The sequence below is a fragment of the Brevundimonas sp. genome, assembly GCF_965279155.1.
GTDB lineage: Bacteria > Pseudomonadota > Alphaproteobacteria > Caulobacterales > Caulobacteraceae > Brevundimonas.
In genome coordinates, this window is sequence record NZ_OZ257138.1 from 1,949,445 (window position 1) to 1,975,660 (window position 26,216).

A 26,216-nucleotide genomic window follows, 5' to 3' on the forward strand; every position below is an offset into this window, starting at 1 on the left:
TTATCACTAGACTTCATGTTCAGCCTAATAGCCTAGGCGTCAATCGTAGATCGCATATTCGTGCTAATATGATCGAACTGAAGACCCGCTGCCGAGCTGTTCTTTGCTCGAACGCGTCTTTCATAGCGCCTTGATCGAAACTTTCGAATTTAAAGACCGTGACGGCGCGCGGTGACGAAGAGCCGCTCTGGCGACGACCAGATGGCGTGCAGCGCCTCTTTCGGCGGCACACCCTCTAGCGCCGCCCAATTATGTGGATCCGGATCGCGCCCAAAGGCGCGCTGGAACCCTGCAGCAACCACGTCATCGGCCGCGACATCACAAGTCCAGTCGTCCTGCTTGGAGCAAACGGCCGCCAGCAGCCAGCCGTCAATCGTTTCCATGCTTTCAACGACGAAGCCAGCTGACAGAAGGTACACACGCAGGGTCAGAGGGGTGAAGCCCGTGTAGTGGAAATCGCCGGGATGGGCCTGATTGCCGAACATGCAGATCGTCATACCAAACTGATGATCAAACTTCGGATTTGCTCGCATCATGTCGATGACGCCTTCGACATTGCTGGTCTGAATGACCAGCTTTCCGCCGGGCTTGAGGTAGTCTGCCCAAGTCAGCAGCGCAGACAACGTCGCCGACCGCGGAATGTGTTCTAAAACATCGTGCGCCAGCACTTCGTCAAAGTGCTGGCGCGGGATGCCACTATCGTCTGCGAGCGATACAAGGATGTCCGGCTCGCAGGCTGGATCAACGTCAACGTTGACATAGCCTTCCCGCTTGTCGTAGCCGCAGCCGATATTGAGTTTGCGCGCCAATTTGGCCGACTTCTGGGGCTTCATAGACGTTGTATCTCCAGAACTAAATTCAGCGCCGAAACTACCCTTAAATGAAGGAGCGTGGAAAGACGCTTTCATTATAAGTCCAAGCGGCGCTCCAACTTGCATCTGATCAGCCATGCGCAGAGAAGGACCTATGACTCGTTCGCTTCCTACCGGCCTGCCTCGACAAGGACGCATCATTGGCGCGCTAATGATGCGAGAAATCATGACGCGTTACGGCCGGGAAGGTCTTGGCTTTCTGTGGCTGATCGGCGAACCCCTGATTTTCTGCGTCGGCGTGCTGACCATGTGGCACTTCATCAAGCCGCCTTATGAGCACGGAATCAAGTTGGGTCCATTCGTGATGACGGGCTACATGTCATTGCTGCTTCTGCGTCACTTGATTGGTGCGACGATAACGGCGCTTCAGGCAAATTCGGGACTCTTGTACCATGCGCGCATAAAGCCGCTACACATCTACGCAACCAGAGTTCTGCTCGAATTCGCCGGGGCGACCTGCGCTTTTATTATCGTCTATGCGCTTCTCCTAGCTTTGCGCCAGGTTAGCCTCCCATCTGACTACCTCTTGCTTTATTGCGGCTGGCTTCTCATGCTCGGACTCGGCTCGGGCCTTGCCTTGACGTTTGGGGGGCTAGCCATGATGTCCGATCTCTTTGAGCGCCTCGTGGGCTTCTTGAGCTATGCGCTTATCCCCATATCGGGCGCATTTGTGATGACATCTTTCCTGCCTCCATCGGCTCAGGAGATTTATCTCTGGATTCCCTTTCCCCACGCCGTAGAAATGATACGGGCAGCCGTGTTCGGCGAGTTCGTCGAAACCCACTACAATCCAGCCTATGCGCTTCTCTGGGTTCTCATCATGAACCTGAGCGGCGTAGTGTTGATAACAGTTGCCAGCAAGCGCATCGAAGTCGATTAAGCATCGATCCGACGTACGCCCAAAACGCGAAATGCCAATGAACGAAAATCGTCTTTCCTACGTCGGCCCACTCTCATCGGCTCCAAAGCCGCGCAAGCGGGATTTCCGTTCCGTCGTCAAGAAAATGCCTTGGGGATTCCTGGCGGTTGTCGTCATTCCGACGCTGATCGCCGCTGTTTATTTCCTGCTGATCGCGGCCCCTCGATATGTATCGGAGGCACGGTTCATTGTGCGTTCTCCCTCGCAGCCTCAGATGTCCGCACTCGGTATCGCCCTCCAAGGTGCCGGCTTTACCAGCCAAGCTTCGGACGCCTTCGCGATTCACGAGTATATCACTTCGCGTGACGGCCTTGTTGAACTGAACCGTCGTGTGAACATGGGTGAGGTGTTGGGGCCCCGACACGCTGATTTCTTGGCGCGTTATCCAAATCTGCTCGAAGATCGCAGTTTCGAAAGCATGTACAAAGCGTTCAGCCGCTTCATAACGGTCGGATACGCCTCTCAGACCGGCATCAGCACTCTCCGTGTCGAGGCGTTCCGTCCCGGCGACGCCCAGAAGGTGGCCAACGCCCTGCTCGACGAGGGCGAAATGCTGGTGAACCAGTTGAACCGCCGCGCGACAGCCAATGCAGCCGCTGACGCCACTGCTCGCAAGGACGCTGCGGTCCGTTTGGCAGGGGAAGCGCAGGCGGCCCTGGCCGCCTTCCGGAACCAGCAGCGCTTCCTAGATCCAGCGCGCGAGGCCATGGCGATGTCTCAGGTGATGGTGGGACTGATGTCAAGCCTCGCTGAGATCGAGGCGCAGCGCGATCAGCTTCGAGCCGAAGCGCCTCAAAGCCCGCTGCTGTCTTCTCTCAACGGCAGGATCGAGGCTCTACAGCGCCAGATCGCCGAAGAACGCGCCAAGATCGCTGGCGGCGCATCCTCGCTCGCACCCCAACTCGGCCAGTATGAGACACTAGTGCTCAACAACGAACTGGCTGCAAAGGAAGTCGCCGCCGCTACGTCGAACCTGATGTCTGCCCAGCAAGAGGCCCAGCGCCAACAGCTTTATCTCGAACGGATCGCCTCCCCGAACCTTCCGGATGTCGCGTCCGAGCCGCGCAGGCTGCGTTCCATCCTTTCGGTTCTGCTGACCTGCTTGTTGATTTATGGCGTTGGCTGGTTGGTCTGGGCCGGAGTGCGCGAACACAGGCAGGACTGATGTCCAGCTTGCATAGCGATAGGGGCCTCCGTGTTACGTCCCTTACGAAGACATACGGAAAGCCGGGCGTTGGTCGCCCGGTATTCTCCGACCTTAATTTCGAAGTTCCCAAATCTGGTCGTCTCGCCCTGCTTGGACGCAATGGCCAAGGTAAATCGACGCTTATCAAGATACTCGGAGGCGTCCTGCCTCCCACGTCGGGCAAGGTAGAGTGGTCGATAAAGCCATCGTGGCCAATTGGTTTTGGCGGTGGTTTTCAGGGAAGCCTGTCAGGCCTAGATAATATACGTTTTATCTCTCGGCTTTATGGTCGCGATTACCACGAGATTCTTACTCGCGTGGACGGGTTCGCGGAATTGGGCAAAAAGCTCGAGATGCCCGTTAAGCACTATTCGTCAGGGATGCGTGCGCGCCTCGCCTTTGGCATGTCACTGGCGATTGAGTTCGACTGCTATCTGATCGATGAGCTGGTCTCGGTGGGTGATGCTCGCTTCCAGGAGCGCTGCAACACGGAACTTTTCCAACACCGTGCAGACCGCGCATTTATCATGGCCTCGCACGACATGGGGCTCATCAGAATGCACTGCAGCCGGGCGCTTGTCGTAGAAGGCGGGCAGGCCAAGATTTTCGACGACATTGACGAAGCCGTTGATGTCTACATGTGGCTACGCGCCAGCTGACACGGTCGCAATACAATGCTCTCCCCTACTCCGCCTCTGACCGATGCCCCCCACACCCGGTTGGCCAGTGCATTGGTCATCATTCCGTCGTCTCCGGACGCTGAAGAGTGGCGCCGGGCAATCATATCGCAAGGACGCGCTCGCGGCATCGCTGTATCGACGTCCGAGGATGTGTCGATCCATCAAACACATGCCTTCACCATCGACATTTCTGATAATCTTGATGACGTATCGACCACCAGCTATGACGAAAAAACTATAATCCTCACGCAAGCAGAAGCTCTCGGCCACTGGACAGGCAAACAAAGAGCCGATGTATCGCTTCTACTCTCGGCCCTGCCGAGAGATGACAAGTTGCGCTATATTACCCATTCGTCACTCCATGCCGGTCGCTCTGTGGCAGTGACGTCTTTCCTCGACCTGCATCTCGACAAGAAGTTTGGATCGACGGATACTCCAGTCGATCATGCCCTTGCCCTTTACAGCGAAGGCCCCCTCAGGACCGGCATTGTTTATTCCTGGTCACCTGCCGATTTTTCTATCGACCCGCGCCATGAATATGCCGACACGTCAACCGATATCCGCATCGACCTGACGGGTCGTGCTAGATGTCTCGTTCACGGTCCATATGTCGCCTTACCAAAAGGGATCTGGCGGGCGACAGTCAGGTTTTCAGTCGATGCATCCGCATGTCGACACCAGCTTCGTTTCGAGTGGGGGCCTCTTGCTCACTTCGCCTCATTCGAGACGTCTCCGGGGAAACCGGGTCATTTCACTGCACAGATCACCCACTCTTTCCAAGAGGCGGGGCTTTGTGAACTGCGTCTGATCCTTCCAGAAAGTTCTTTGGCGGGATTCTTGACGCTGCAAGGCGTCGATATCGAAATGATCGGAGAGGCTGCTTCTGTCTAAGTGGCTCGGCGACCAGAGAACTGAGGCGGGCTACATCAACCTGGGAAGCAAAGAATATACTCGCCCCTCACATAGAGAAATTCAAACAGGGCGTGCCCCTGAAGATGCAGAACGGAGTAATCCATAGTAATGAATTTCGCGATTCTAGTACGGGGCCCCGTGCGACCAAACGCCCAAGCGGCTTTGTCACGCGCCGCCGCGTTGGCATCCGAAGTTCGGGCTCAGGGACACAATGCGACGGTCTTTTTTGCAATGTGGAGCGTGCCTGACCGGGCCGTGCTGTCATTAATCACCAACTCACCTGTCGTCGACCATTGCCTCTTCACTCATCCGCCTGCCGATGACGTCATTCTTGACTATTGCGGAGGCATGGAATTCCTCAAGGGCGGACGTTCGTCTAGAAATACATTCTACCAATACTATTTATCTAAGATAGCCATAGAAGCGATCTCCGTCAGCGGCATGGCTGACTATATCATACATACTCGTCCTGATCTCGATATACGTATGGGTCGTCACTTCTTCGATTGGATAACCGACACGGAATACTGTACCCTACACAAGAAACTGGACGGGGACACATTTGTGAACGATCAGTTCGCGGTCGCGCGTGTTGAGATCATGCGAAAAGCATGGGACTTTGGAACATTGGCCGACTTAGGGGCACTGATCCAAAATTCCGTCATCCCAGAGCATGTGCTGGACCAAATGATAGAGAACTCGGACACCTCAGTTCAGGTGTCCCCATTTGAGGTGTGGGAACTTGATCCTGCACGGAACGCCTGAGGCTAGAGAACGAGGAAAGATGAGATGAAGGTCGATATCCTCGCTCACCGCGGATGGTGGACATCGCGAGAAGATCAAAACTCGCTGGCTGCACTTTCGCGTGCGTTTCGTGCCGGTTTCGGCGTCGAGACGGATATTCGAGACTGCGATGGACATCTGGTAATCAGCCATGACATGCCGCGCTACCCTGTATTGTCCCTCAATGATCTACTAGAAGAGTATGCCAAAACTCCGCAGTCAGGCCCCCTAGCCCTCAATGTAAAGGCTGACGGGATGGCAGAGAGCCTATTGGAGGCACTTCAATGCCACGGCATTTCGAACTATTTCGTTTTTGACATGTCTGTGCCCGATACGCTTCATTATCTCCGAGGCGAAGCAAACGTGTTTATGCGCAGAAGCGAGTATGAGCGGGGATCTCTGCTCGATGCACAGGGCCAGGGCTTGTGGCTGGACGCCTTCGTCGCGTCCAGTGTTCCGATCGCTGATCTAGATTACGCACGAACGATGGCGAAAGATGTAGCGCTTGTCTCGCCCGAATTGCACAAGATGCCACACGAGGAGGCTTGGCGAGTATGGCGCGAATTTATCGAGACGGCAGGAGATAGCGGTCAGCGCTGCATGGTGTGCACCGACTTCCCTGACAAAGCCGACAATTACTTCAATACTCCGGTTGGGCACCAACAATGATAAAGGCAGTCCTTTTCGATATGGATGGTGTACTGATCGAGGCGAAAGATTGGCATTATGAGGCGCTCAATCGCGCACTTGCTTTGTTTGGACTAGCGATAGATAGAGACGCGCATCTCGCAACATTCGATGGCTTGCCTACTCGTCGAAAACTCGAAATGCTGTCCAGAACCCGCAATCTTCCGGTCGCTCTGCACTCGTTTATCAATGAAATAAAGCAAGAAGAAACGGTTCAGATAACTTACGCCTCCTGTAAGCCTGTTTTCCATCACAGGTATGCCTTGGCCGAGTTGAAGAAAGACGGGCTGCGGCTCGGTGTCTGCTCAAACTCAATCCGTCAAACGATAGATCTGATGATGAGGCTCTCCGGCTTGAGCGATTTCCTGGATCTGACCATCTCGAATGAAGACGTTGCTCGGTCAAAGCCGGATCCAGAAATGTACAATAACGCAATCAGCCAAATGGGTTTATCACCCACTGAAGTCCTTATACTTGAAGACAACGACCACGGCATTGCCGCGGCGAGAGCCTCAGGCGCGCATGTGCTGGTCATCGGCACAACGAATGATGTCACTTATCAGAACATCAGATCCTCGATCGACCGGATAAACGAGGATCAGATCAATGCAGGCTGAAACTCAGATTATTGTTCCGATAGCTGGAAGTTCGGCTTTCTTTGATCCCGCCCAGTTTTTCTTCCCAAAACCGCTACTTGAAGTGGGTGGGAGACTGATGATTGAGCGGGTCATTGAGAACCTTCTCACGGTCCATCCGAACTCGCGCTTCATATTTATCGTCCAACGAGATGATGTGGTGCGCTTCTCGCTGGATCAAACGCTACGTCTGCTGACCAGCAACAGGTGCGAAATAGTGGAACTGTCCGCCCCGACAAGGGGCGCCCTCTGTTCGATCCTGATGGCAATCGGGCAGATTGCCCCTAAAGCACCGGTGATCGTCTCGAACGCAGACCAGATCATTGATCTTGATTTTTCGGAGTTTGTGGGCCGAATGGCGCGTGCTGAGGCGGACGCTGGCGTCATCTGCTTTGAATCCGTCCATCCGCGCTGGTCATACGTCAGAGCCGGCCCGGACAATACCGTGCTGGAAGCTGCCGAGAAGCGCGTCATCAGCAAGGACGCCATAGCCGGAGTCTATTACTTTAAGTCAGGAGAAATTCTGACTGACGCCGCAATGTCATCCATAAAAAGCAATGCCAGTGTCGATGGTCAGTTCTATGTTTCTCCTGCATTGAACGAAGTCATACTGTCAGGTGGGAAAGTCTTGTTTGAACGAGTTGATCATCGAAAATACCACAGCTTCTATTCTCCAGAAAAGATAAGGGCATTTGAGGACGATAACATCATGGGCGCAATTTCTCATACTGATAGTCCAGCGCCGATAGTGAATGTCGTCATACCGGCAGCCGGCGAAGGCAGTCGTTTCAAGGCCGCAGGCTTCACTAAGCCCAAGCCTTTTATAGACGTCCTAAACAAGCCGATGATCCAGCATGTTATCGGCAACGTGCAACCTGCCGGCGCCAAAATCCATGTGCTGGCCCGAGCCGATCACGTCCAAGAAAACGCAGCCGAAATCGAGGCCTTACGCCAAAGCGGCGCAGAAGTTCATTTGGTCGACGCCCTTACAGAAGGCACAGCCTGCACTGTACTTTTGGCTCGCAAAGCTTTCGACAACGCAAGCCCTCTCATCGTCGCCAACTCCGATCAGTATGTTGATTTTTCGGTCGATGATTTCGTTCGCGACGCAGTGAACCGCAATTTGGATGGGTCCATCTTAGTTTTCAGAGACACTACACTGAATCCGAAATGGTCCTTCGCCAAGCTCGGGCTCGATGGGTTAGTTGTAGAAGTAGCGGAAAAGTCGCCGATTTCAGATCTTGCCACGATCGGAATTTACTATTTCAGGAGGGGATCAGATTTCGTTCGATCCGCGATCGACATGATCGTTAATAATGACCGCGTGAATAACGAGTTCTACACGTGCCCTGTCTATAACTACATGATTGAAAGCGGACTTCGCATCGGTGTGTTTGAGGTGCCGGTAGAAGGGATGCACGGACTCGGCACGCCGGAAGACCTTGCCACATACCTTGCCAGGAACTGACTTATAGTGAAGATCATCGTTCCGCTCGCCGGCCCCGACTTCGTGACGCCAGAAGGCATAAAGGGCAAGATCGCCGTCGATGGGCAACCGCTTTTGCGGCGAGCTCTGGAAAGCAGGTCGTGGTGGTCAAATGACGGCACTGACTCAGCGAAGCTCACCATTGTCATGCACGACAACGCCGCTACGCGCGAATTTCACAGGCAAGATCTGGCGCTCTGGTACCCGGAGGCAACTGTCATCTTCCTCGGGCGATCAGCGCGTGGTGCGGCGTTGTCAGCCCTTACCGGAGTGACGATGGTCGATGATCCGGATGAAGTGATCTGCGTCGATTTGGCGGACATAATGTTCGATACGTGTTTCGATCCAGGAAGCTTAAAAGCAAACGGCGTTGGCGCTGCCGCTCTGACATTCAATTCTGACTCAGCCACATACAGCTATCTACGAACGGACCGAGACGGACGCTTTTTGGAGGCGGCCGAAAAAAGGGTCATTTCAAACAAGGCGTCGGCGGGCGTATATTTCTTCCGCTCGGCCACCATCTATCTGAAGGCATTAGCTTACTGTTTAGAAAACGCCGAGCGGTTCACGCACAATGGCCTTTTCTATGTCTGCCCACTCTTGAACGGCGTGGCAGCGCAGGGCCTAGATGTGCTTCTTTCGCCGGTAGATAATGTTGTCGATATAAAAATTTCGGACGCTCGTTCCTCGTAATGGTGAACAATGATTCCATCGTTTGATATCGAAGATCTTTCAAACTCTAGGCGTTGACGCGCAACCAGTCACAACAGGGAACGAAATTGTACGACGACACCATCGCTAAGCCCGTGCTGTTAGGCGGCGATCCTTTTAGACTGTCGTCCAACGGTCTCTGGGAGCAGCGCCTCAACGTCGAACGACTGAAGGTGATTACCACCGGCATGCTTGGACCTGTGGACGTTGAGTTGCTTTCACCAGAACGTCTAGGTATCGCGCCTCCGGCGGGACTGGACGCTGTGGCAAGATGGGCTCGCCAACGTGAAGCGCCACTTTCTGATGAGCTAGAAGCGACGATCGCCGGACTCGGCGATATCGTCTATGTGGGATTTGAGACCCCAGACAATGTTTGGCAGGCTCTGTGTGCACGAGGGGCGCCGGCGTTGGATCTTCGTCTGCATCCCTGCCGATTCGGCCCAGACTACTATTTTCTGGCTCGCAGCAATCTTATTCCACTGCGTGACCTTGTTGACCAAGCGCCACTTCAACAAGAACTCGCACTTGAAGCAGCAGCACTGGAGTTCGACGCGTTCAGGCTTGGGCATGAAAATCGGTTACGCCAGGATGCCCTCCTCACGCTTCAGATGCCGTTGGACAGCGCCCTGCTTGACGCATGGGGATTTGCAAATCTTGGTGAGCATGTCGACGAACTGACACGGCTGTCGCGAGAGTATCCGGTAATATGGGTACGTCCCCATCCTCATTCTCCGCCCGGAGAGGCCGATCGTCTTGCCTTTCTGTCACTAGAGAATGCACGTCTTACAGATCGAAGCGCCTATGAGATGCTGGCCTCCGGGCAAGTCAGTCACGTCATTGCGCTTTCAAGTTCCGTTCTGCATGAAGCGACCAACTTTGGCGTGGAATCCGTGGCTTTGAGGCCCGACCTTTCACACGGCTATCCCGTTAGGAGCGAGTTCACCAGCGTCCGCATGGCCGACCTGTTCGGGCCTATTGCGGCCTGGTTTGGAAACACCAACGCTTCAGGCGCAGGCGCTGCTTCACGAAGCCTGAAAGCACTACTGGGGATGCAGTGGGCAACATCTGCCTTCCTGCCGCCCAAGGCGGTACCGCCGCAGATTCCTAGCGAGCCTTCCCCCGTGTCAATTAGCGCAAAGGCCTACGGATGGCATGAGCCTGACGCATGGGGCGTGTGGTCGACGGGCTTGGCTGCACTGGATTTCTCATGGCCATCAGATCAGGTGGGCCCGCTTACATTGGAAATTTCGGCAGCAGTTTACACAGGGGGGCGGGGTGTCACTGATGAGGTGGAAATTTGGAGCAACGGCCGCCGCATCACGACAGCGGTCTTGCCGACGAACAGAGGAGATCCAGCCCTAGTTCGCTTCGAAGTAGAAAAACCTAAGCATGGCGATTGCCTGCAACTAGTCTTCTACCGACGCACGCCGCGTCGTCCTTGCGACATTGAAGGCGTACCTGACTTCCGAGAATTGGGCTTGATGTTGTTTTCCATCAGTCGGGCACCTGCTCTGGCTTCGGTCTAGACAGACAATCGGGCACGCTGCTCGTCGAGCACCGAAGTCAACAAGGCGGTCCACTCAGCTGTGGGCGCCCAGCCCGTTTCTTCTTTCAGCTTAGCGCTGGAAAGGCGCGTCACCGCGATATCGTTCGGTCGAAAACGCGCTGGGTCCAAGACGATTTCACAGTCAGCTGTGGAGAGCGAAAGAAGATTATCCAGAACACTCTGTATGCTTCTTAAAGTGCCAGAAGAAACATTGAACACATCTCGGGTCCCGGGCTCAATTGGCTTCGAGAACAGAACGCGGAGATAGGCGTCCACGACATCATCCACGCTCATGAAATCACGTTGGGCATCGAGATTTCCCACCAGGATTTCCGGCGCACGGAGCCCGCGCTCGATCTCCGCGATTTGTTGAGCAAAGGTGGAGACTACGAATCTCGCGTCCTGCCCTGGTCCGATATGGTTCAGTGGGCGCATCACGATCAGACTGGCGTCAGACTGCAGACGATCCGCGAGAAGAAACTCGGCCACCAACTTTGATCGGGCATAGGGATTGGCGGGCGCAACCGGACTTGTCTCGTCCAGTTCCAGGCCAGGGGAAAATGCCGATCCGTAGACTTCTGCCGAACTTGCGAACAAGATTTTCGCGTTGGGAGCATACGCCGACACTCCGTCGGCTATTTTCAGCGCTCCGCCGACGGACACATCCATGACGCCGCGACAATCCCGCAGGGATGCCGCCACAGACGATTTAGCAGCCAAGTGCACAATATGGCTGGGGCCGAAGGTTTCGATTGCGGCCTCGACCTCATGGGTCGTGACATCGGCCATCCGGGTCTCAACTTTCGATCCATTCGTGGCCGTCCCTCCGAGCGCAAGAACAGCATCGGCGCCCGGATTTCTGGAAAGCGCTTCCACGAGACGTCGACCGACGAAACCACCAGCGCCCGTGACGAGGACCCTTGCGCCACCCTGCATGTTCAAAGCGTGCGGCGCAGACGAGCCAGGTCAGCTTCAACCATTTCTGCAATCAGCGCTTCGAAGCTGATCTCTGGCGTCCAGCCCAGTTGTTTGCGCGCCTTGGTCGCATCGCCAAGAAGAACATCGACTTCCGCCGGCCGAAGGAATTTGGGATTGATCGACAGATAGTCGTCGGGATTCAGATCGACCTGCCGGAACGCCACATCGATCATGTGCCGAACGGTATGGGTTTCGCCGGTCGCGACCACATAATCATCAGGCTTGTCTTGTTGAAGCATAAGCCACATGGCGCGCACATAGTCCTTGGCATGCCCCCAATCGCGCTTGGCATCCAGATTGCCCATCTCAAGCTTGCTCGCCAATCCCAGCTTGATGGCGGCCGCTGTGCGCGTGACCTTGCGCGTCACAAACTCAAAACCACGCAGTGGAGATTCATGATTGAAAAGAATGCCCGACGACGCATGCATATCGAAACTCTCACGATAGTTCACGGTAATCCAGTGACCGTAGAGCTTAGCGACCGCGTAGGGGCTGCGAGGATAAAAAGGCGTCGTCTCACTCTGCATGGGTTCTTGGATCAGCCCATACATTTCGGACGAGGACGCCTGATAGAACCGCGCATCCGGAGCTTCAAATCGAGCGGCTTCAAGAATATTCAACACCCCGTTTGCCGTGACATTCGCTGTCACAACAGGCTGGTCCCAGCTGGCCTTAACGAAAGACTGCGCGCCCAAATTGTAAATCTCGTCGGGCTTGATCTCTCGGAGAACGCGAATTAGCGAACTCAGGTCTGTAAGATTGCCATCAACGATACGGACATCCTCGTGAATATTCAGCCACCGTAGACGATGATCATCGACCTCTGAATGGCTCGACCGACGCACAAGGCCATAAACCTCGTATCCTTTTTCCAACAAAAGCTGGGATAGATACGCTCCGTCCTGCCCGGTAACGCCCGTAACCAACGCGGTTCTAGCCAAGTCTAAGCTCCATCTCACAGATCAGCCCGAGCTAGCATCGGCGGAGCCTTGAAGTCAAAGCGCCATTCTTTGGGCTGACGATGGATTTATCGTTCCATTGTCAGCGCTCGGTGGCGCCCTATAAGCATTTATAGAATCCCCGAAGTGAACGCTCCAGCGCGCGCCAACCGGCAGAATATGCGATGAAACTGTATTTTGACCTCACCACCTCCCTTTGTTGGGGCGGCTTTCCAGTGGGCATCACCCGCGTCGAGAGAGAGATTGCGAAAAGGGCTGGCGGCCGCAGCGGGGTCGCAGCTGCGTACTGCTTCTACCATACGCCAAGCCGAGCCTTTTATGAGATGGCTCCATGGCTGGCCGAGGCCGTGCTGTCCGGCAGTTGCCACGTTGATCGCGCCGACCTTCTAGCGGCCGACTTCTCAAGTCGAGTGGATGAGAGCGACGTCGGCCGGATTGTCGGTGATACAGTGGGACGGGGCGTATCAGATGCGAGGGCGCTTTCTGCAGCTGTTCGCCATGCTGCCGATATGTCGCTGGCTCACATTCTAAGATCACGCAACAACCTCTCGGTGATCCCTATACACTGGGGAGCCCAGCGTAGACTGGCGCCAACGACTGATCTCGTCGGACGCAAAATTCGGCTGAATAGCGACACTTGGATTATCAACGCCGGGCTGGATTGGGAACATAAAGATCTTCGTGAAATAAGGATCGCCAAAGGAAAGCGAGACTTCAAGTATGTGGCGATTATATATGACTTAATACCGCTACTTTACCCGCATTTTGTCGTACCGTCATATGTAGATGTTTTAAAACGATACTTCGGAGAACTTCTTTGGACTGCCGACTATGCGCTTTGTATTTCCGAAACCACCAAGCGTGACGTCGAAAAGCACATGACGGAGTGGCGTATGCCCCGCCTGCCGATGGACTCTTGGCAACTTGGCTCCGATATAGGTTCCAGTCAGAGCGGTGACGCCCAGACAAATGCTCGACTGCGCGGATCAAAATATCTGCTGTATGTCTCGACGATCGAACCGCGAAAGAGCCATCGCACCGTCGTCGAAGCATTCGACCATCTTGTTCGCAGCGGCCAAGTTGACGACGACGCTGTTTGCGTTTTCGTCGGCAGAGCAGGTTGGAATATCGACAACCTGCTTCAGGAAATTCGCACAAATCCGGCGATCAAGGATCGGATCGTCATTTTGTCCGACATTTCGGATGCAGAACTTGGCGCTCTCTATGAGGACGCGCGTTTTGTCGTCTTCCCTTCTCGCTATGAGGGCTATGGTCTTTCGCTCGTCGAGGCAATGGCGCTGGGTAAGGCCTGTATCAGTAGCGATACGGGGTCTCTCTCTGAGGTCGGAGGCGATGCTCCCCTCTATATTCCGCCCTACGATATCAGCGCCTGGGCCGACGCCATACGCGATTTCATGAACGACGACCAACTCGTCAGGTCCTACGAGCAGCGATCGCGAGATCACTATAAGCCCGTGACATGGGATCTGTCCGCAGACCAATTTTACGACCGATTAAACGCGGCCATGGGCGTGAGCAAGTGAGAATTCTATCGTTTGGAACCTACCCTATTCGGCGACCAATCCACGGCGGCCAACGGCGGGTAAGCAACATCGCGGCATATTATAAGACTGCGGGCCACGAGTTTCGCTATGCGTCTGTCTACATGCCGAACGCATACGGTGCGGACACCGTGACGGAGGATGACCTGCCTTACGGATCGCCGGGAGGTATGTTTTCTGAAATTCCGTTTATTGACGATCTGGGCTCTGGCGTTTTCGCCAGCCAGAATGTCGAACCGTTGGAGCACTTCCGGGCCATCGCGGGCGACTTCAAACCAGACGTCGTCCACCTGGAACAGCCGTTCATGTGGCCGCTGGTCGAAAAAATGAAGGCATTAGGGGACTTGGACGGAGTGGCGATCGTTTATTCGTCGCATAATCACGAAGCGCCCCTGAAACGCGCAATTCTTGAAGGCGCCGGCGTGTCCCGAGAAAAGACAGACCGCGCCGTCTCCGCCATTGAAACCGTCGAACGAAATCTTGTGCAGGCCGCCGATCTGATCGTAGCGGTCTCTGCGATTGAGGCCGACTACTATCGCGACCTCAAGCCCCGTGCGCCCGTCCTGACTATTCGCAACGGGACTGACCGGCCGGGTCGCCTCAAGAAGCCGGACGGTGGCGGCGAGCTACCCCAAGGCGAGTATCTCGTGTTTGTCGGCAGCGCCTATCCACCCAACATTTCCGGGTTCACAAAGTTTGTGCTCGGCGACTCGCTTTACGGCCTGCCGCCGCGCAAGTTGATTTCGGTCTGTGGTGGCGCCGCCGACGGCATCTTCGCCTCGATCGACTATCTTCCGCACGCCTCATCCTATGGGGACCGCGTCCATTTCTTTGCTCGCCCTTCAGATGAAGAACTTCACTGGATCCAGAATGGGGCAAAGGGAAGCCTTCTGCCGATAGCGTCCGGCGGGGGCAGCAATCTGAAGACCGCCGAGGCGCTTTGCAGTGGCAAATGGCTAATCGCGACGCCGACAGCCCTCAGGTCATTCGAAGATTTTGAGCACGAGAAGGGGGTGATCGTTGCGAGCACACCCAAGCAGTTCCGGGACGCCATGCTTGATGTTATCTATGCCCCGCCCTTAAGCTTGACGAAGACGGAATTGGCCAAACGTCATGGCCTCTACTGGGACAACCTTCTCAAATGCAGCGACCTCATCGCCGAGGTCGATAAAGCCGTGAAGCGAGCGAACGCGGGGCTGAAATCGTGATCAATCCCATTAAGAGCTTCAGGCGTCGGGCCGTGAAGCGTGAGCGCCAGAAGGCGCGGGCGGCCCAGGCGCGTCATGATTGGAAGTCGGCGCTGGGCCACTGGACGGTCGTGCTGAGACTGGACCCGTCAAATATCAACGCCATGCTTCAGTCAGCCAATATGCACAACGAGTTGGCCGACTATGAAAGGGCTCGACGAGGTTTCGAGCACATCAAGGCGTTTGCAAGCCATCGCGTCCATGCCGAGGCCGGCCTGGCCGGCGTAGCGGTTCGCGGCTCGGATTGGTGGACGGCGCGCCGACATTGGGACGAAACGCTATCGATCATGGCGGCCCAGGAAGGCGAAGGCATAGCTTCGACCGCATGGCCAATCTCGCCATCTGAAGTCTTACTTCATTTGGCGATTGCTCATCACAGCCTGGGAGATATTCCAGCGGCCGAGCGGGATCTCTTTGCAGCCTTCGCAATGAACCCAAAAATTAGACGCTCGCGTGAAGCCTGGTTGATTAGAAGTCGACTTCTGGCCAGGCATGACCTGCCGTCGGCTTACCGCCTCCTCCGCAATGCGCAGGCAAGGCATCCCGACGACTATTCAATCCTGTACGAGACCATCAAGGCAGCGACTGGATGTGGCGATCGCAAAGCGGCCGCCAGCATGGCAAAGAACTTCGCCATGCTGTTTCCAGACAGCGAAGATGGTCAAGCCTTGCTCGCCTCGCTTGGCCTCACACCTGCAGCAAGCGCCGTTTGAGACCAGTTTAGGCAAGCCCGAGTCCAGCGTACATGGCGCGCACTCTCTCTGCATGAGCCTGCGGAGAAAACGCAGCGGCGCGAGCTAGCCCACGCTTGACCAGATCATCCACCAGATCATCATCCAACGCCAGCGCCTGTATCCCTCTGGTAATGGCAGGCACATCATAGGGATCGACCATCATAGCCGCGTCACCAGCAACTTCTGGCAGCGCGCCTCCCGTGGAGGTGAGCACCGCTGTGTCTAGGAGCATGGATTCCAGCACCGGAAGACCAAATCCCTCATAAAGCGACGGAAACAGCGTCGCGCGGGCGCCGCGTATCAGGCTGACCAGCATAGAATACGGCATATAGTCATAGCGGCGGATCCGCTTGCCTGCCCTGGTGCCGTCTCGCTGCACTTGATCAAGCAACGCGACCTCGCCCTCCTCAAGCCAGGCCCTGCCACCTACGATCACGAGCGGGCGTTCGACGCCAGAAGCCAGATAGGCCTCGACGATCCTCCCGACATTTTTCTTGGGCTCGATGGCGCCGAAATAGAGGAAATATTCTTTCCATCCGAGATCGAAGACCCCCTCGACTTCTAGGGCGACCTGAGCGGCCGATCGGCTGAGAATGGAATGCGGGATTGAAACGGACTGATACGTATTGGTGATCCGGTCAGCGCTGACCCCGAGAAGTTTTATGACGTCATTCTTGGTCGTTTCGGACACCACAGAAATATGGTCGGCCTTCTTCGCAATAAACTCACACATGCGAAGATATCTCTGCTTATCTTCCATAGTTGTGTGAGGAAGTCGCAGCGGTATAAGGTCGTGGATCGTATATATATTGGCTGCACTCTTTGCATACAAAGGTAGCGTTGCAGTCCATTGGACCGCATCAGGGCGCGCCGGCCCCTCATTCTCCGCAAACGAAACAGGCGTCACCTGACCGTAAGCTTGAAAGCAACGATGTGCATAGTGGAACAGATTGCCAGCGGCCCAAAAGCAGTCGGCCGGGGGGCGCCCACCGCCTCTGGACGACCAGATCACATCGTCGCTTGGAACAATGGGATAGGCTGATCGTCCAAACTGCGACATCGCCGTTTTTTTAAAACGGTCAAGCTTCTTGCCTTTCGCGGGTTCACGATGGGCGTCTGCAAGCGTCACCTCTGATATCTTGCGGCTGTCTTTGGCAGGTGGGCCGTAAAGCACCTGACCGCTGATGCCGATATCTTCGAACGCTGTGAGCAGGTTGCGGCTGTAAGTGGCGATGCCCGAACCTTTGGGCAGGGCAAGGTTGAAGCCGTCGATGCAAATTGCAGACACGCGCGATTCCGTCATTGTTATCAGCCTCAGCCAGACTAGCATGAAGTCGACGTTGCGCCGCTAGGCGTGATGCCGATTCTGGCTATTCACCACCAGCCCCGGCTTTTCCATGACGGCTCACGATCTCGGCTTATATTCAGGCGAACGCCAGGTCGCCGGCGTCTATGACGATATTCGCGCCGACCACAGGTATCGCTATGAGTGGGCGGATCGCATCATTCCTGCGGGAGGGTATGGCCTGGATGCCTTCTGTGGCAACGGCTATGGCGCATGGCTGCTCTCTCGCACTCGGCATGTCTTAGGACTAGATGGTTCTAAGGAAGCTGTAGTGTTCGCCAGCGATCATTTTCCTACTCCGCGCACTTTATACGCTCACGCTTACTGGCCGTTCGAACTGCCCGAGGCAGCCTTTGATTTCATAGTGTCACTGGAATCCGTCGAACACGTGCCCGATGGTCAAGCGTTTTTCGCCTCTCTATCGCGAGCGCTTAAGCCAGGGGGGCAGATAATCTTTTCGACACCCAACGAAGATTTGCTGCCCCACCAAGCCACGGGCAACCACTTCCACTTCAAGCACTACACGCTGAATGAAACACTTGGCCTGGCTAACGAGCAGGGACTTCAAGTGTTGAGTTGGGCTGGCCAGGATTGTTACCAAATGACCGAGGAGGGCCGGCAAGGCGCACTGTTGGCTGATGAGATGACCATCTTGCGCAACGAAACGCCGGGTCAGTTCACGATTGTCTCGTGTCGCAAGCCTGAAGCCACGCAACTGTCTACGCCGTGGTGGAAGCGTCGAAGCCGTTAAAGGTTCAGTAGCGCTGGATCGCCGCCCTGCGCAGCGATGTTCACGCTGATCGCCTTCTCGGCCGCATAGCGAATCAGGCTGTTTGGGCCACCGGCCTTCGGGCCGGTACCGGACAAGCCCTCGCCGCCGAACGGCTGCACCCCCACCACAGCGCCCGTAATGGAGCGGTTGACGTAGACGTTGCCGGCTGGGACCAGGTCGACCACTTCCGCGGCGAAGGCTTCGATGCGACTGTGGACGCCCAGGGTCAGGCCGTAGCCGCGGGCGGCCAGCTTGCCGGCGACCGCCTTCAGGTCTGACGGGGCGTAGCGGTAGATGTGCAGGATGGGGCCGAAGACCTCGCGCTCCAGGAAATCGGGCGTCGGTATTTCGGCGATGGTGGGGGCGAACAGGTCGCCTTTTTCGGCGCCGAGCGGCAGGTTGGCCCGGGCGATGATTTTCGCTTCCTTCGACAGGCGTTCGACGTGGGCTTCCAGGGCGCGGCGCGATTCCGGGTCGATCACCGGGCCGATGTCGGTCTTGGGATCGGCGGGGTCGGCCACGGTCTGGACGGCCAGGGCGCCCTTCAGGCCCTCGATCAGGGCGTCAGCCGAATCCCTGGGTACATAGAGGACGCGCAGGGCCGAGCAGCGCTGGCCGGCCGAGCCGAAGGCCGACTGGATCACGTCGTCGATGACCTGTTCCTTCAGCGCCGTCGTGTCGATGAACATGCCGTTCAGGCCGCCCGTTTCGGCGATGAAGGGGATTATGGCGCCGGGGCGGGCGGCGATCGAGCGGTTGATGGCGGCGGCCGTGTCGGTGCCCCCGGTGAAGGCCACGCCGTCGATTCCGGGGTGGGCGACCAGGGCCGCGCCGACCGTCTCGCCACGACCGGGGACCAGGGCCAGCAGGTCGGGGTTCAGCCCGGCCTTGTGATACAGGCGCACGGCCTCGGCGGCAATCAGCGGGGTCTGTTCGGCCGGCTTGGCCAGAACGGCGTTGCCGGCGGCCAGGGCGGCGGCGATCTGGCCGGTGAAGATGGCCAGGGGGAAGTTCCAAGGCGAGATACAGGCGAAGACGCCGCGTCCGTGCAGGAACAGTTGGTTGGTCTCGCCGGTCGGGCCCTTCAGGGTCTGGGGGGCGGTGAAGTCGCGTTCGGCCAACAGGGCATAATAGCGGCAGAAGTCGGCCGCTTCGCGCACCTCGGCGACGCCGTCGTTCAGGGTCTTGCCCGCCTCGCGGCTGAGCAGGGCGACCAGACGGTCGAGGTCGGCCTCCAGCGCATCGGCCATGGCGCGCAGGACGATGGCGCGTTTGGCGCCACCTTGGCGATCCCATTGAACCTGGGCGTTCGCAGCGGCCTCGACGGCGGCGTCGATGTCGGCCGTCTCGGCTTCGGACACATGTCCCAGGACCTGCGACCGGTCGAAGGGGTTGGTCACGGGCTGGGCGTCGATCCCTGCGCGCAGGCGGCCAGCCACAATGGGGCCTGAGGTCAGCTTCTCGCGGTCGACGCCCTCCAGCGCCTTGGCGTGGGCTTCACGGTCGGCGGCCTGAGAGTAATCGCGGCCGAGGGAGTTCTGACGATCGCCGTACATGTCTTTCGGAACCGGAATCTTGGGGTGACGGTCGGGCGCTTGCTCGACCAGGGAGATGGGATCGGCCGCGACGGCCGAGGCGGGCACGCGCTCGTCCAGTAGGGCGTGAACGAAGGAGGAGTTGGCGCCGTTTTCCAGCAGGCGCCGAACCAGATAGGGCAGCAGCTCTTCATGCCCGCCGACAGGGGCGTAGGCGCGGACGATCACGCTCTCATTGGCCCAGGCCTCGTGCGCCGCGTCGTAAAGCGCCTCGCCCATGCCGTGCAGGCGCTGGTGCTCGACGGCCACGCCCCGGTCACGCGCCATGCGGCGCACGGCGGCCAAGGTGTGGGCGTTGTGGCTGGCGAACTGGCTGTAAATCGCCGGCGCGGCCTCGACCATGGCCTTGGCGCAGACGAGGTAGTTCAGGTCGGTCGCCGCCTTGGTCGTATAGACGGGGTAATCCGTGCGGCCGAAGACCTGGGCGCGCTTGATCTCGGTGTCCCAATAGGCGCCCTTGACCAGCCGCACCATCAGCCGGCGGCCCGAGCGGCGCGCCAGTTCGGCGACGCGCTCGATCGTCTCCAGCCCGCGCTTCTGATAGGCCTGCACCGCCAGACCCAGGCCGGTCCAGCCGCCCAGGCAGGGTTCGTGCGCCAGCCGGTCCAACAGTTTCAGCGACAGGGCCAGACGATCCGCCTCTTCGGCGTCCATCGTATAGTTGATGTCGTATTTAGCCGCGATCTGGGCCAGGCGCAGAATGCGGGGATACAGGGTCGCCCAGACGTCGTCCTCGTGCGTCGCCTCATACCGGGGCGACAGGGCCGACAGTTTCACCGACACGCCGTGACCGTGTTCCGGTCCTTGGCCCTTGGACGTCTTGCCGACGGCCTCAATGGCGTCGGCGTAGATCTTCTCGTAGCGGTCGGCGTCGGCGACGGTGCGGGCGCCCTCGCCCAGCATGTCGAAGCTGCACAGCCAGCCTTCCTTGTTCGACCGCTTCAGGGCGCCCTGGATGGTGCGGCCGACGACGAACTGCTCGCCCATGATCTTGACGGCGGTGGCCACCGCCTGGCGGATGACCGGCTCGCCCAGTCGCCCGGCGATCCGCTTCAGGAAGCCGGGCAGGTCGCTGCGCGCCTCGTCATCGATATCGACTAGCTTGCCGGTCAGCATCAGGCCCCAGGTCGAGGCGTTGACGAACAGGCTGTCGGACTGGCCCAGATGGCTGGCCCAGTCGGCCGAGCCGATCTTCTCGGCGATCAGCCGGTCGCGCGTCTCCTCGTCCGGCACGCGCAGCAGGGCCTCGGCCAGACACATCAGGGCCAGACCCTCCCGGGTGCCCAGGCTGAACTGCTGAAGGAAGCTCTCGACCACCCCCTGCTTCTTCTGGCTGCGGCGGGCGTGTTCGACCAGGGCTGTGGCTTCCCCGACCACCGCAGCGCGTTCTGCGGCGTCCAGAGGCATGCGGGCCAGGTTGGCGGCCACGGCCTCGCGCTCGTCGCGGAACTTGTGCGCGTCCAGACCGTCCCAGGCGGCCAGGCTCGAAGGCGTGAAGGCGGGCGAGGTCATGGGCGGGAAAGTCCTGTGGATTTGCGCCGTATAGGCCGGAGTTCATTGAAGGTGCTTCGTATGATACGAGGCTTGACCGAAGATCGTTCGGTGCAGAGCCTCGATTTCCGATGATCGATATAGACGCGGTTGACCGCCGCATCCTGCGTGTGCTCCAGACCGACGGTCGGCTGTCCAACGCGGAACTGGCGCGGCAATGCAACCTGTCGCCCGCCGCCTGTTTCGAACGGGTCAAACGGCTGCGTGAAAAGAAGATCATCACCGGCTACGCCGCCATGATCGACCCGGCCCAAGTCGGCCGCGACCTGCTGATCTTCGTCGAGGTCCTTCTGGACCGCACCACCGGCGACGTCTTCGAAGCCTTCGCCGCCGCCGTCCGTAGTCAGCCCGAAGTGCTGGAGTGCCACATGGTCGCCGGCGGCTTCGACTATCTGATCAAGGCCCGCGTCGGCGACATGGACGCCTATCGCGCGTTCCTCGGCGACGTGCTTGTGCGCATGCCGGGCGTACGAGAGACGCGAACCTATGCGGTGCTGGAAGAGGTGAAATCGACGACCGTATTGCCTCTATAACGAGTGCACGTCAGCACAGCGCCAAGGGACAATATGTGGATCTAGTCGCAACTTTGGGTCGGCGAAATCAGGTGACGGCGGACAGCGACTAACCTAAGAGGCTGATACACCTGACAGATCACAGCGTTGATAAATGGCCACCATCTATCCCGTCATCATGTGCGGCGGCTCCGGAACGCGACTGTGGCCTGCTTCACGGCCCTCGCTTCCGAAACAGTTCATCCCTCTAGCTGGAAATAGGTCCCTGTTTCAGGAAACAGTCGCTCGCGTAGCGGCTCTTGCGGATATGGGCGGTGAACTGGTTGTTGTGGGTGGCGTAACCCATAAGCGAGCCATCCTCGAACAGCTTGAGGAAATCGGCGTCACCGCCGTCATCCTGCTGGAACCCGAAGGTCGAGATTCTTCGGCCGCCATGGCCGCCGCTGCGCTGTGGACAGCGCGTCATGCGCAAGATGCGGTCAATCTATTCGTCGCATCTGACCATCACATCCCCGATGCCGAGGCGTTTCGCCGGTCGGTCAAAGAAGCCGTTTTGGCTGCTGCGCAAGGGCGTATCGTCACCTTGGGCGTGGTTCCCACCGAACCCTCCTCGGCCTACGGTTACATCGCCCCCTCAGGCCCCATGCTGTCGGAGGTGTCCGCCTTCGTCGAAAAGCCTGACCAGGCGACGGCCCGCCGCTATATTTCCGAGGGCTATCTCTGGAACAGCGGCAACTTCATCGTTCGCGCGGACGTGTTGGGCAAGGAAATCGCTGATCGGGCGCCTGCCGTCGGAGAGGCGGTTCAGGTTGCGCTGGATCAGGCGGAAATCGACGGGCCCTGCATAACCCTGGGGTCCGGCTTCAAGGCTGCACCCAAGATTTCCATCGACTATGCCGTCATGGAAAAGACCTCCCGTGCGTCGGTCTTGCCCGTGCGGTTCGAATGGTCGGACCTCGGCGCCTGGGACTCGGTGCACGCTTCAGGCGAAGGCGATGTGGGCCTCCACATTCTGGAAGATTCGGAAGGCTGCCTCGTTCGTGCGTGCGATGGCGTGATGGTCGCAGCCATCGGCCTGAGGGATGTCGGCATCATCGTAGAACGTGATGCCGTGCTGGTCACGGACCTGAAGAAGAGCCAGGACGTCAAGAAGGTGGTGGAGCGACTGCGCAGGCTGTCGCCGCAACATCTCGACTTCCCGTCCGCCAAACCCCTGGAAACTTTGGAGGCCGGCGCCGCTCGCCTGACGACCTGGCTCCGACAGGCCGCACTTCCAGTCTGGTCAAGCCTGGGCCAGGACGAGACAGGCGCCTTCGAAGAGGTCCTGGCGCTCGACGGCCGACACATCGCCACATCCCGTCGGGCGCGCGTCCAGGCGCGCCAGTTGCAGGTCTACGCCGAGGCTGGCCGTCAAGGCTGGCAGGGGCCATGGAAAGCCGTCGTTGATAGCGGACTGGATCGCCTCAAGTCTGCCTACCTGCGCCCCGACGGTCAGATGCGCACCTTGCTGGCGGCGGACGGATCGCCGCTTGACGAAACGGCGATGGTTTATGACCAAGCCTTCCTGATCTTCGCCTTGGCCTGCATCTCGAGCGTGACTGAAAACCCTGCGCTTGAAGATGAAGCCGCGGCGATTCGCGACCTGCTGATGCAAGGAGCCGATGCAAAGGGTGGGCTGAAGGAAGCCGGAAGCCATCCCTACCAATCCAACGCCCACATGCATCTTCTTGAGGCGGCCCTGGCATGGGAAGACGTCGGCGGCGGCGATCGGTGGAGCGTGCTCGCCGACCAAATCGTGCATTTGACCCGGACCGAATTCATCGATGCAGAAACCGGCAGCCTGCGCGAGTTCTTCAATGCGGACTGGTCGCCCGCCGCCGGCGATGACGGCCGACTGGTCGAGCCTGGCCATCAGTTCGAATGGGCCTGGCTGGTGGCGCGTTATGGCCGAAGCCGAAACGATGCAGCGGCGATTGCAGACGCCTGGCGACTTTATGAAGCAGGCTTGAAGGGCGTCGATCAGAAACGCGGCATCGCTATCGACGCCATGAACATCGACGGCAGCGTGCGTAGCCCACGTTCGCGCCTGTGGCCTCAGACCGAATGGCTGAAGGCGTCGCTCATACTCGCCACGCTCAGCGACGACGGGCGACGCGCGCAATGTCTCGATCAAGCGGCGCGAGCACAACGGGCCCTATGGCGCTATCTGACGCCGCAAGGTCTGTGGCATGACAAGCTTCTCGAAAATGGGAGCTTCATCGACGAGCCTGCTCCCGCAAGCTCGTTCTACCACATCATGGCCGCCTATGTTCAGGTGCGCCAAACGATCATTGCTCTAAATCCAAACATGAGCGCCACCTTATCCCTCGCTTGAAATTTACAGCTAGAGCAGTTCTTCGGACACGTCGTCAGCGTTCACCAAATGGATTCGACCGAGCGACCACAAGATCGCACGGGTCCAAATCTCCAAGAATATTGCAATCAACGGGCAAAAGTTGCGCCTTGGTGGTGATGCGCCAAAATCTGAATCCCATTTCTTGGAGTCGATTAGCGACTTGTTGTGGGTCCGCGCGGGAACGTATCTGCACTACGTCCCACTCAATGCATAGAATGATATCAGGCTGCTGAAGAAGATTTTCGGCTCCCGACAAAATCAACGGCTCCGACCCTTCTGCATCAATCCGAAGCAATCTTACGTTGGGCAGATCAAGATCATCCAAACGGATCGCTTCGACCTCAAGTACCTGAGTATCGCCGCCGAGCGCATTATCTCCCACGTAGACGTGGCCGCCGCCTCCATATTGTCGGGAGATCGAGAACCTGACAGCACCAGCCGTGTCGCTTGCGACTTTTTGAATGATTTGCACCCAAGACGCATAGCCGTTCAGGCGAACCGACTTGGCGGAAAGCGCAGCAAGTCTCGGATTCGCTTCGAATGTCAGAACACTTCCGCCAGGCCCTACTCGATGAGCCATTGCCACGGTGTAAAACCCGACGTGCCCGCCAACCTCGACGACACGATCTCCGGGCCTCAGCAGGCTCAGCACAACCTTAGCGATCCAAGGCTCCCATGTTCCGTGCGCAATTAGATGCGCACAAACACTTTCTTCCATCGGGTCAACATAAAGGAAGTGGCCGCTTTTGAGCTTCGTAAGAGCCAAGCCATCGCCTAGATAGAAATATGGCCGCTCGGGCATATCGTTACGCGCAACGTCTTTTTTCGGTCTCCACAACTTGGAAACCGATTTCGACCAGTTTTTCATAACGCTTTCCGAATCCACGACGGTCACTGCCGCAGCAGAGCCAATGCGCGCCTGCCAAGCAGACCGCCGCTTATCCTATTGGTATTGACCAAACAACTGCAACCGTCTCGCCTTCGTCATTCGAACCGTCTAGAAGTTCCGCCCTTACCAACGGCTCAGGGTCCGCCCGCCTCAATGCGCATCGTTCTGGCCACCGACGCCTGGGAACCTCAGGTCAATGGCGTCGTCCGCACCCTGACCCGTACGGTCGCGGAATGCCGCAGCATGGGCCATGAGGTCGAGGTCATCGAGCCCAGCCTGTTCAAGACCATTCCGTGCCCCACCTATCCGGAAATCCGGCTGGCGCTAGGGGCGGAAGAAGAGATCCGTGAGATGCTGCGAGCCTTCGAGCCGGAGGCCGTGCATATCGCCACCGAGGGTCCGATCGGCATCGCCACACGCCGCATCTGCGTGGAATGGAAACTGCCGTTCACGACCAGCTACCACACCAAATTCCCCGAATATGTCTCGGCCCGTTTCCCGATCCCGGTCCAGGTCGGCTACGCCTATATGAAGTGGTTCCACAAGCCGTCTGGCCGGCTGATGGTGGCGACGCCGACTTTGCGCGACGAACTGGTCGAGCATGGGTTCAAGAACGTTTCTCCCTGGTCGCGCGGCGTGGACACGGACGTGTTCAACCCCGACCTGGAGCGCATCTACGATGAGTTGGGGGGCAAGGACTGGCCCCGCCCCTTCTTCCTGAACGTCGGCCGCGTAGCGGTCGAGAAGAACATCGAATCCTTCCTTCAGCTCGATCTACCCGGCACCAAGATCGTCGTCGGCGACGGACCCGCCCGCGCGGAGTTGCAGGAGAAATATCCCGAGGCCAAGTTCCTGGGCGCCCGGTTCGGCGACGATCTGGCCCGCTGCTTCCGCGACGCCGATGTCTTCGTCTTCCCCAGTTGGACCGACACCTTCGGCCTGGTGATTTTGGAAGCCATGGCCGCCGGCACGCCGGTCGCCGCCTATCCGGCGCATGGCCCTATCGACATCATCCCCGGCTCGAACGCCGGGGCTATCGATAAGGATCTCAGGACCGCCTGCCTGGAATGCCTCGAACTCGACCGCAAGGTCGTCCGCGCCTATGCGGAAAAGTTCAGCTGGCGGGCCTCGGCCGATCAGTTCGTCGAGAACCTGCAGCCCTATCCCGAGCCGGAGCGCGGCCGTTTCTGGCGCCGCCTGCGCCGCATAGCCCGTATTCGCAAGCGCGCCGCAGCCTGATTGGCCGGCCGTCCACAACCA

At 58.0% G+C, this 26,216-nt stretch carries 23 protein-coding genes; 17 read left to right on the forward strand and 6 right to left on the reverse strand.

The window, feature by feature from the left end; genetic code table 11:
- Positions 1 to 149 precede the first annotated feature (149 nt).
- Positions 150 to 833, reverse strand: coding sequence for a class I SAM-dependent methyltransferase (locus tag ACQY72_RS09390; RefSeq protein ID WP_428153195.1), 684 nt, complete (start codon positions 831 to 833; stop codon positions 150 to 152).
- Between the two features lie 133 nt (positions 834 to 966).
- Between ACQY72_RS09390 and ACQY72_RS09395 the strand changes: the two genes are divergently transcribed.
- The 10 genes from ACQY72_RS09395 to ACQY72_RS09440 all read left to right on the forward strand — a co-directional run bounded on the left by ACQY72_RS09395 (position 967) and on the right by ACQY72_RS09440 (position 10,397).
- Positions 967 to 1,752 carry an ABC transporter permease gene (locus ACQY72_RS09395; protein WP_428153197.1) on the forward strand — a complete coding sequence of 262 codons (786 nt, stop codon included), beginning with the start codon at positions 967 to 969 and terminating at the stop codon, positions 1,750 to 1,752.
- Between the two features lie 37 nt (positions 1,753 to 1,789).
- Positions 1,790 to 2,956, forward strand: coding sequence for a chain-length determining protein (locus tag ACQY72_RS09400; RefSeq protein ID WP_428153198.1), 1,167 nt, complete (start codon positions 1,790 to 1,792; stop codon positions 2,954 to 2,956).
- Positions 2,956 to 3,636 carry an ABC transporter ATP-binding protein gene (locus tag ACQY72_RS09405; protein ID WP_428153199.1) on the forward strand — a complete coding sequence of 227 codons (681 nt, stop codon included), beginning with the start codon at positions 2,956 to 2,958 and terminating at the stop codon, positions 3,634 to 3,636. The genes ACQY72_RS09400 and ACQY72_RS09405 overlap by 1 nt, the downstream gene beginning before the upstream one ends.
- A 72-nt stretch (positions 3,637 to 3,708) precedes the next feature.
- Positions 3,709 to 4,548: a hypothetical protein gene (locus ACQY72_RS09410; RefSeq protein ID WP_428153200.1), complete on the forward strand. Its 840-nt coding sequence runs from the start codon at positions 3,709 to 3,711 to the stop codon at positions 4,546 to 4,548.
- A gap of 129 nt (positions 4,549 to 4,677) precedes the next feature.
- Positions 4,678 to 5,334, forward strand: a complete 657-nt coding sequence (locus ACQY72_RS09415; protein WP_428153202.1) for a hypothetical protein — start codon at positions 4,678 to 4,680, stop codon at positions 5,332 to 5,334.
- A gap of 24 nt (positions 5,335 to 5,358) precedes the next feature.
- Positions 5,359 to 6,021 carry a hypothetical protein gene (locus tag ACQY72_RS09420; RefSeq protein WP_428153203.1) on the forward strand — a complete coding sequence of 221 codons (663 nt, stop codon included), beginning with the start codon at positions 5,359 to 5,361 and terminating at the stop codon, positions 6,019 to 6,021.
- Positions 6,018 to 6,656, forward strand: a complete 639-nt coding sequence (locus ACQY72_RS09425) for an HAD family hydrolase (protein WP_428153204.1) — start codon at positions 6,018 to 6,020, stop codon at positions 6,654 to 6,656. Before ACQY72_RS09420 ends, ACQY72_RS09425 begins: the two co-directional genes overlap by 4 nt.
- Positions 6,646 to 8,142 carry a glycosyltransferase family 2 protein gene (locus ACQY72_RS09430; protein ID WP_428153205.1) on the forward strand — a complete coding sequence of 499 codons (1,497 nt, stop codon included), beginning with the start codon at positions 6,646 to 6,648 and terminating at the stop codon, positions 8,140 to 8,142. Before ACQY72_RS09425 ends, ACQY72_RS09430 begins: the two co-directional genes overlap by 11 nt.
- A gap of 6 nt (positions 8,143 to 8,148) precedes the next feature.
- Positions 8,149 to 8,853 carry a hypothetical protein gene (locus ACQY72_RS09435; protein ID WP_428153206.1) on the forward strand — a complete coding sequence of 235 codons (705 nt, stop codon included), beginning with the start codon at positions 8,149 to 8,151 and terminating at the stop codon, positions 8,851 to 8,853.
- Between the two features lie 86 nt (positions 8,854 to 8,939).
- A complete protein-coding gene (locus tag ACQY72_RS09440; RefSeq protein ID WP_428153208.1) occupies positions 8,940 to 10,397 on the forward strand; it encodes a hypothetical protein in 1,458 nt (485 codons plus the stop codon).
- On the opposite strand, the gene ACQY72_RS09445 is transcribed toward ACQY72_RS09440, so the two are convergent.
- The gene (locus ACQY72_RS09445; protein ID WP_428153209.1) at positions 10,394 to 11,353 is read right to left on the reverse strand and encodes a GDP-mannose 4,6-dehydratase; all 960 of its coding nucleotides are present in this window, start codon (positions 11,351 to 11,353) and stop codon (positions 10,394 to 10,396) included. The two genes, ACQY72_RS09440 and ACQY72_RS09445, sit on opposite strands and share 4 nt — an antisense overlap.
- A 2-nt stretch (positions 11,354 to 11,355) precedes the next feature.
- On the reverse strand, positions 11,356 to 12,336 hold the full coding sequence (gene gmd / locus ACQY72_RS09450; RefSeq protein ID WP_428153210.1) for a GDP-mannose 4,6-dehydratase: 981 nt from the start codon (positions 12,334 to 12,336) through the stop codon (positions 11,356 to 11,358).
- Between the two features lie 182 nt (positions 12,337 to 12,518).
- Between gmd and ACQY72_RS09455 the strand changes: the two genes are divergently transcribed.
- The 3 genes from ACQY72_RS09455 to ACQY72_RS09465 are packed head-to-tail and all read left to right on the forward strand — an operon-like array spanning position 12,519 to position 15,876.
- Complete coding sequence (locus ACQY72_RS09455) at positions 12,519 to 13,898, forward strand: glycosyltransferase family 4 protein (protein ID WP_428153211.1); 1,380 nt, start codon at positions 12,519 to 12,521, stop codon at positions 13,896 to 13,898.
- Positions 13,835 to 15,124 (forward strand): glycosyltransferase, encoded by a 1,290-nt coding sequence (locus ACQY72_RS09460; RefSeq protein WP_428153212.1) that lies wholly within the window; start codon positions 13,835 to 13,837, stop codon positions 15,122 to 15,124. The genes ACQY72_RS09455 and ACQY72_RS09460 overlap by 64 nt, the downstream gene beginning before the upstream one ends.
- Positions 15,121 to 15,876: a tetratricopeptide repeat protein gene (locus ACQY72_RS09465; protein ID WP_428153213.1), complete on the forward strand. Its 756-nt coding sequence runs from the start codon at positions 15,121 to 15,123 to the stop codon at positions 15,874 to 15,876. Before ACQY72_RS09460 ends, ACQY72_RS09465 begins: the two co-directional genes overlap by 4 nt.
- A gap of 7 nt (positions 15,877 to 15,883) precedes the next feature.
- Here the strand turns inward: ACQY72_RS09465 and ACQY72_RS09470 are convergent, their stop codons facing one another.
- Positions 15,884 to 17,200 (reverse strand): glycosyltransferase family 4 protein, encoded by a 1,317-nt coding sequence (locus ACQY72_RS09470; RefSeq protein WP_428153214.1) that lies wholly within the window; start codon positions 17,198 to 17,200, stop codon positions 15,884 to 15,886.
- A 94-nt stretch (positions 17,201 to 17,294) separates the two neighbouring features.
- On the opposite strand from ACQY72_RS09470, the gene ACQY72_RS09475 reads away from it, so the two are divergent.
- Positions 17,295 to 17,993: a class I SAM-dependent methyltransferase gene (locus tag ACQY72_RS09475; RefSeq protein ID WP_428153215.1), complete on the forward strand. Its 699-nt coding sequence runs from the start codon at positions 17,295 to 17,297 to the stop codon at positions 17,991 to 17,993.
- On the opposite strand, the gene putA is transcribed toward ACQY72_RS09475, so the two are convergent.
- Complete coding sequence (gene putA, locus ACQY72_RS09480) at positions 17,990 to 21,121, reverse strand: bifunctional proline dehydrogenase/L-glutamate gamma-semialdehyde dehydrogenase PutA (protein WP_428153216.1); 3,132 nt, start codon at positions 21,119 to 21,121, stop codon at positions 17,990 to 17,992. The genes ACQY72_RS09475 and putA overlap by 4 nt on opposite strands.
- A gap of 110 nt (positions 21,122 to 21,231) precedes the next feature.
- Between putA and ACQY72_RS09485 the strand changes: the two genes are divergently transcribed.
- Complete coding sequence (locus ACQY72_RS09485; protein ID WP_428153218.1) at positions 21,232 to 21,693, forward strand: Lrp/AsnC ligand binding domain-containing protein; 462 nt, start codon at positions 21,232 to 21,234, stop codon at positions 21,691 to 21,693.
- A gap of 133 nt (positions 21,694 to 21,826) precedes the next feature.
- Complete coding sequence (locus ACQY72_RS09490) at positions 21,827 to 24,046, forward strand: AGE family epimerase/isomerase (protein WP_428153219.1); 2,220 nt, start codon at positions 21,827 to 21,829, stop codon at positions 24,044 to 24,046.
- A 34-nt stretch (positions 24,047 to 24,080) separates the two neighbouring features.
- On the opposite strand, the gene ACQY72_RS09495 is transcribed toward ACQY72_RS09490, so the two are convergent.
- Complete coding sequence (locus tag ACQY72_RS09495) at positions 24,081 to 24,935, reverse strand: FkbM family methyltransferase (protein WP_428153221.1); 855 nt, start codon at positions 24,933 to 24,935, stop codon at positions 24,081 to 24,083.
- Between the two features lie 174 nt (positions 24,936 to 25,109).
- Between ACQY72_RS09495 and ACQY72_RS09500 the strand changes: the two genes are divergently transcribed.
- Entirely contained in the window at positions 25,110 to 26,195 is a 1,086-nt protein-coding gene (locus ACQY72_RS09500; RefSeq protein ID WP_159848062.1) for a glycosyltransferase family 4 protein, read from the forward strand.
- Positions 26,196 to 26,216 lie beyond the last annotated feature (21 nt).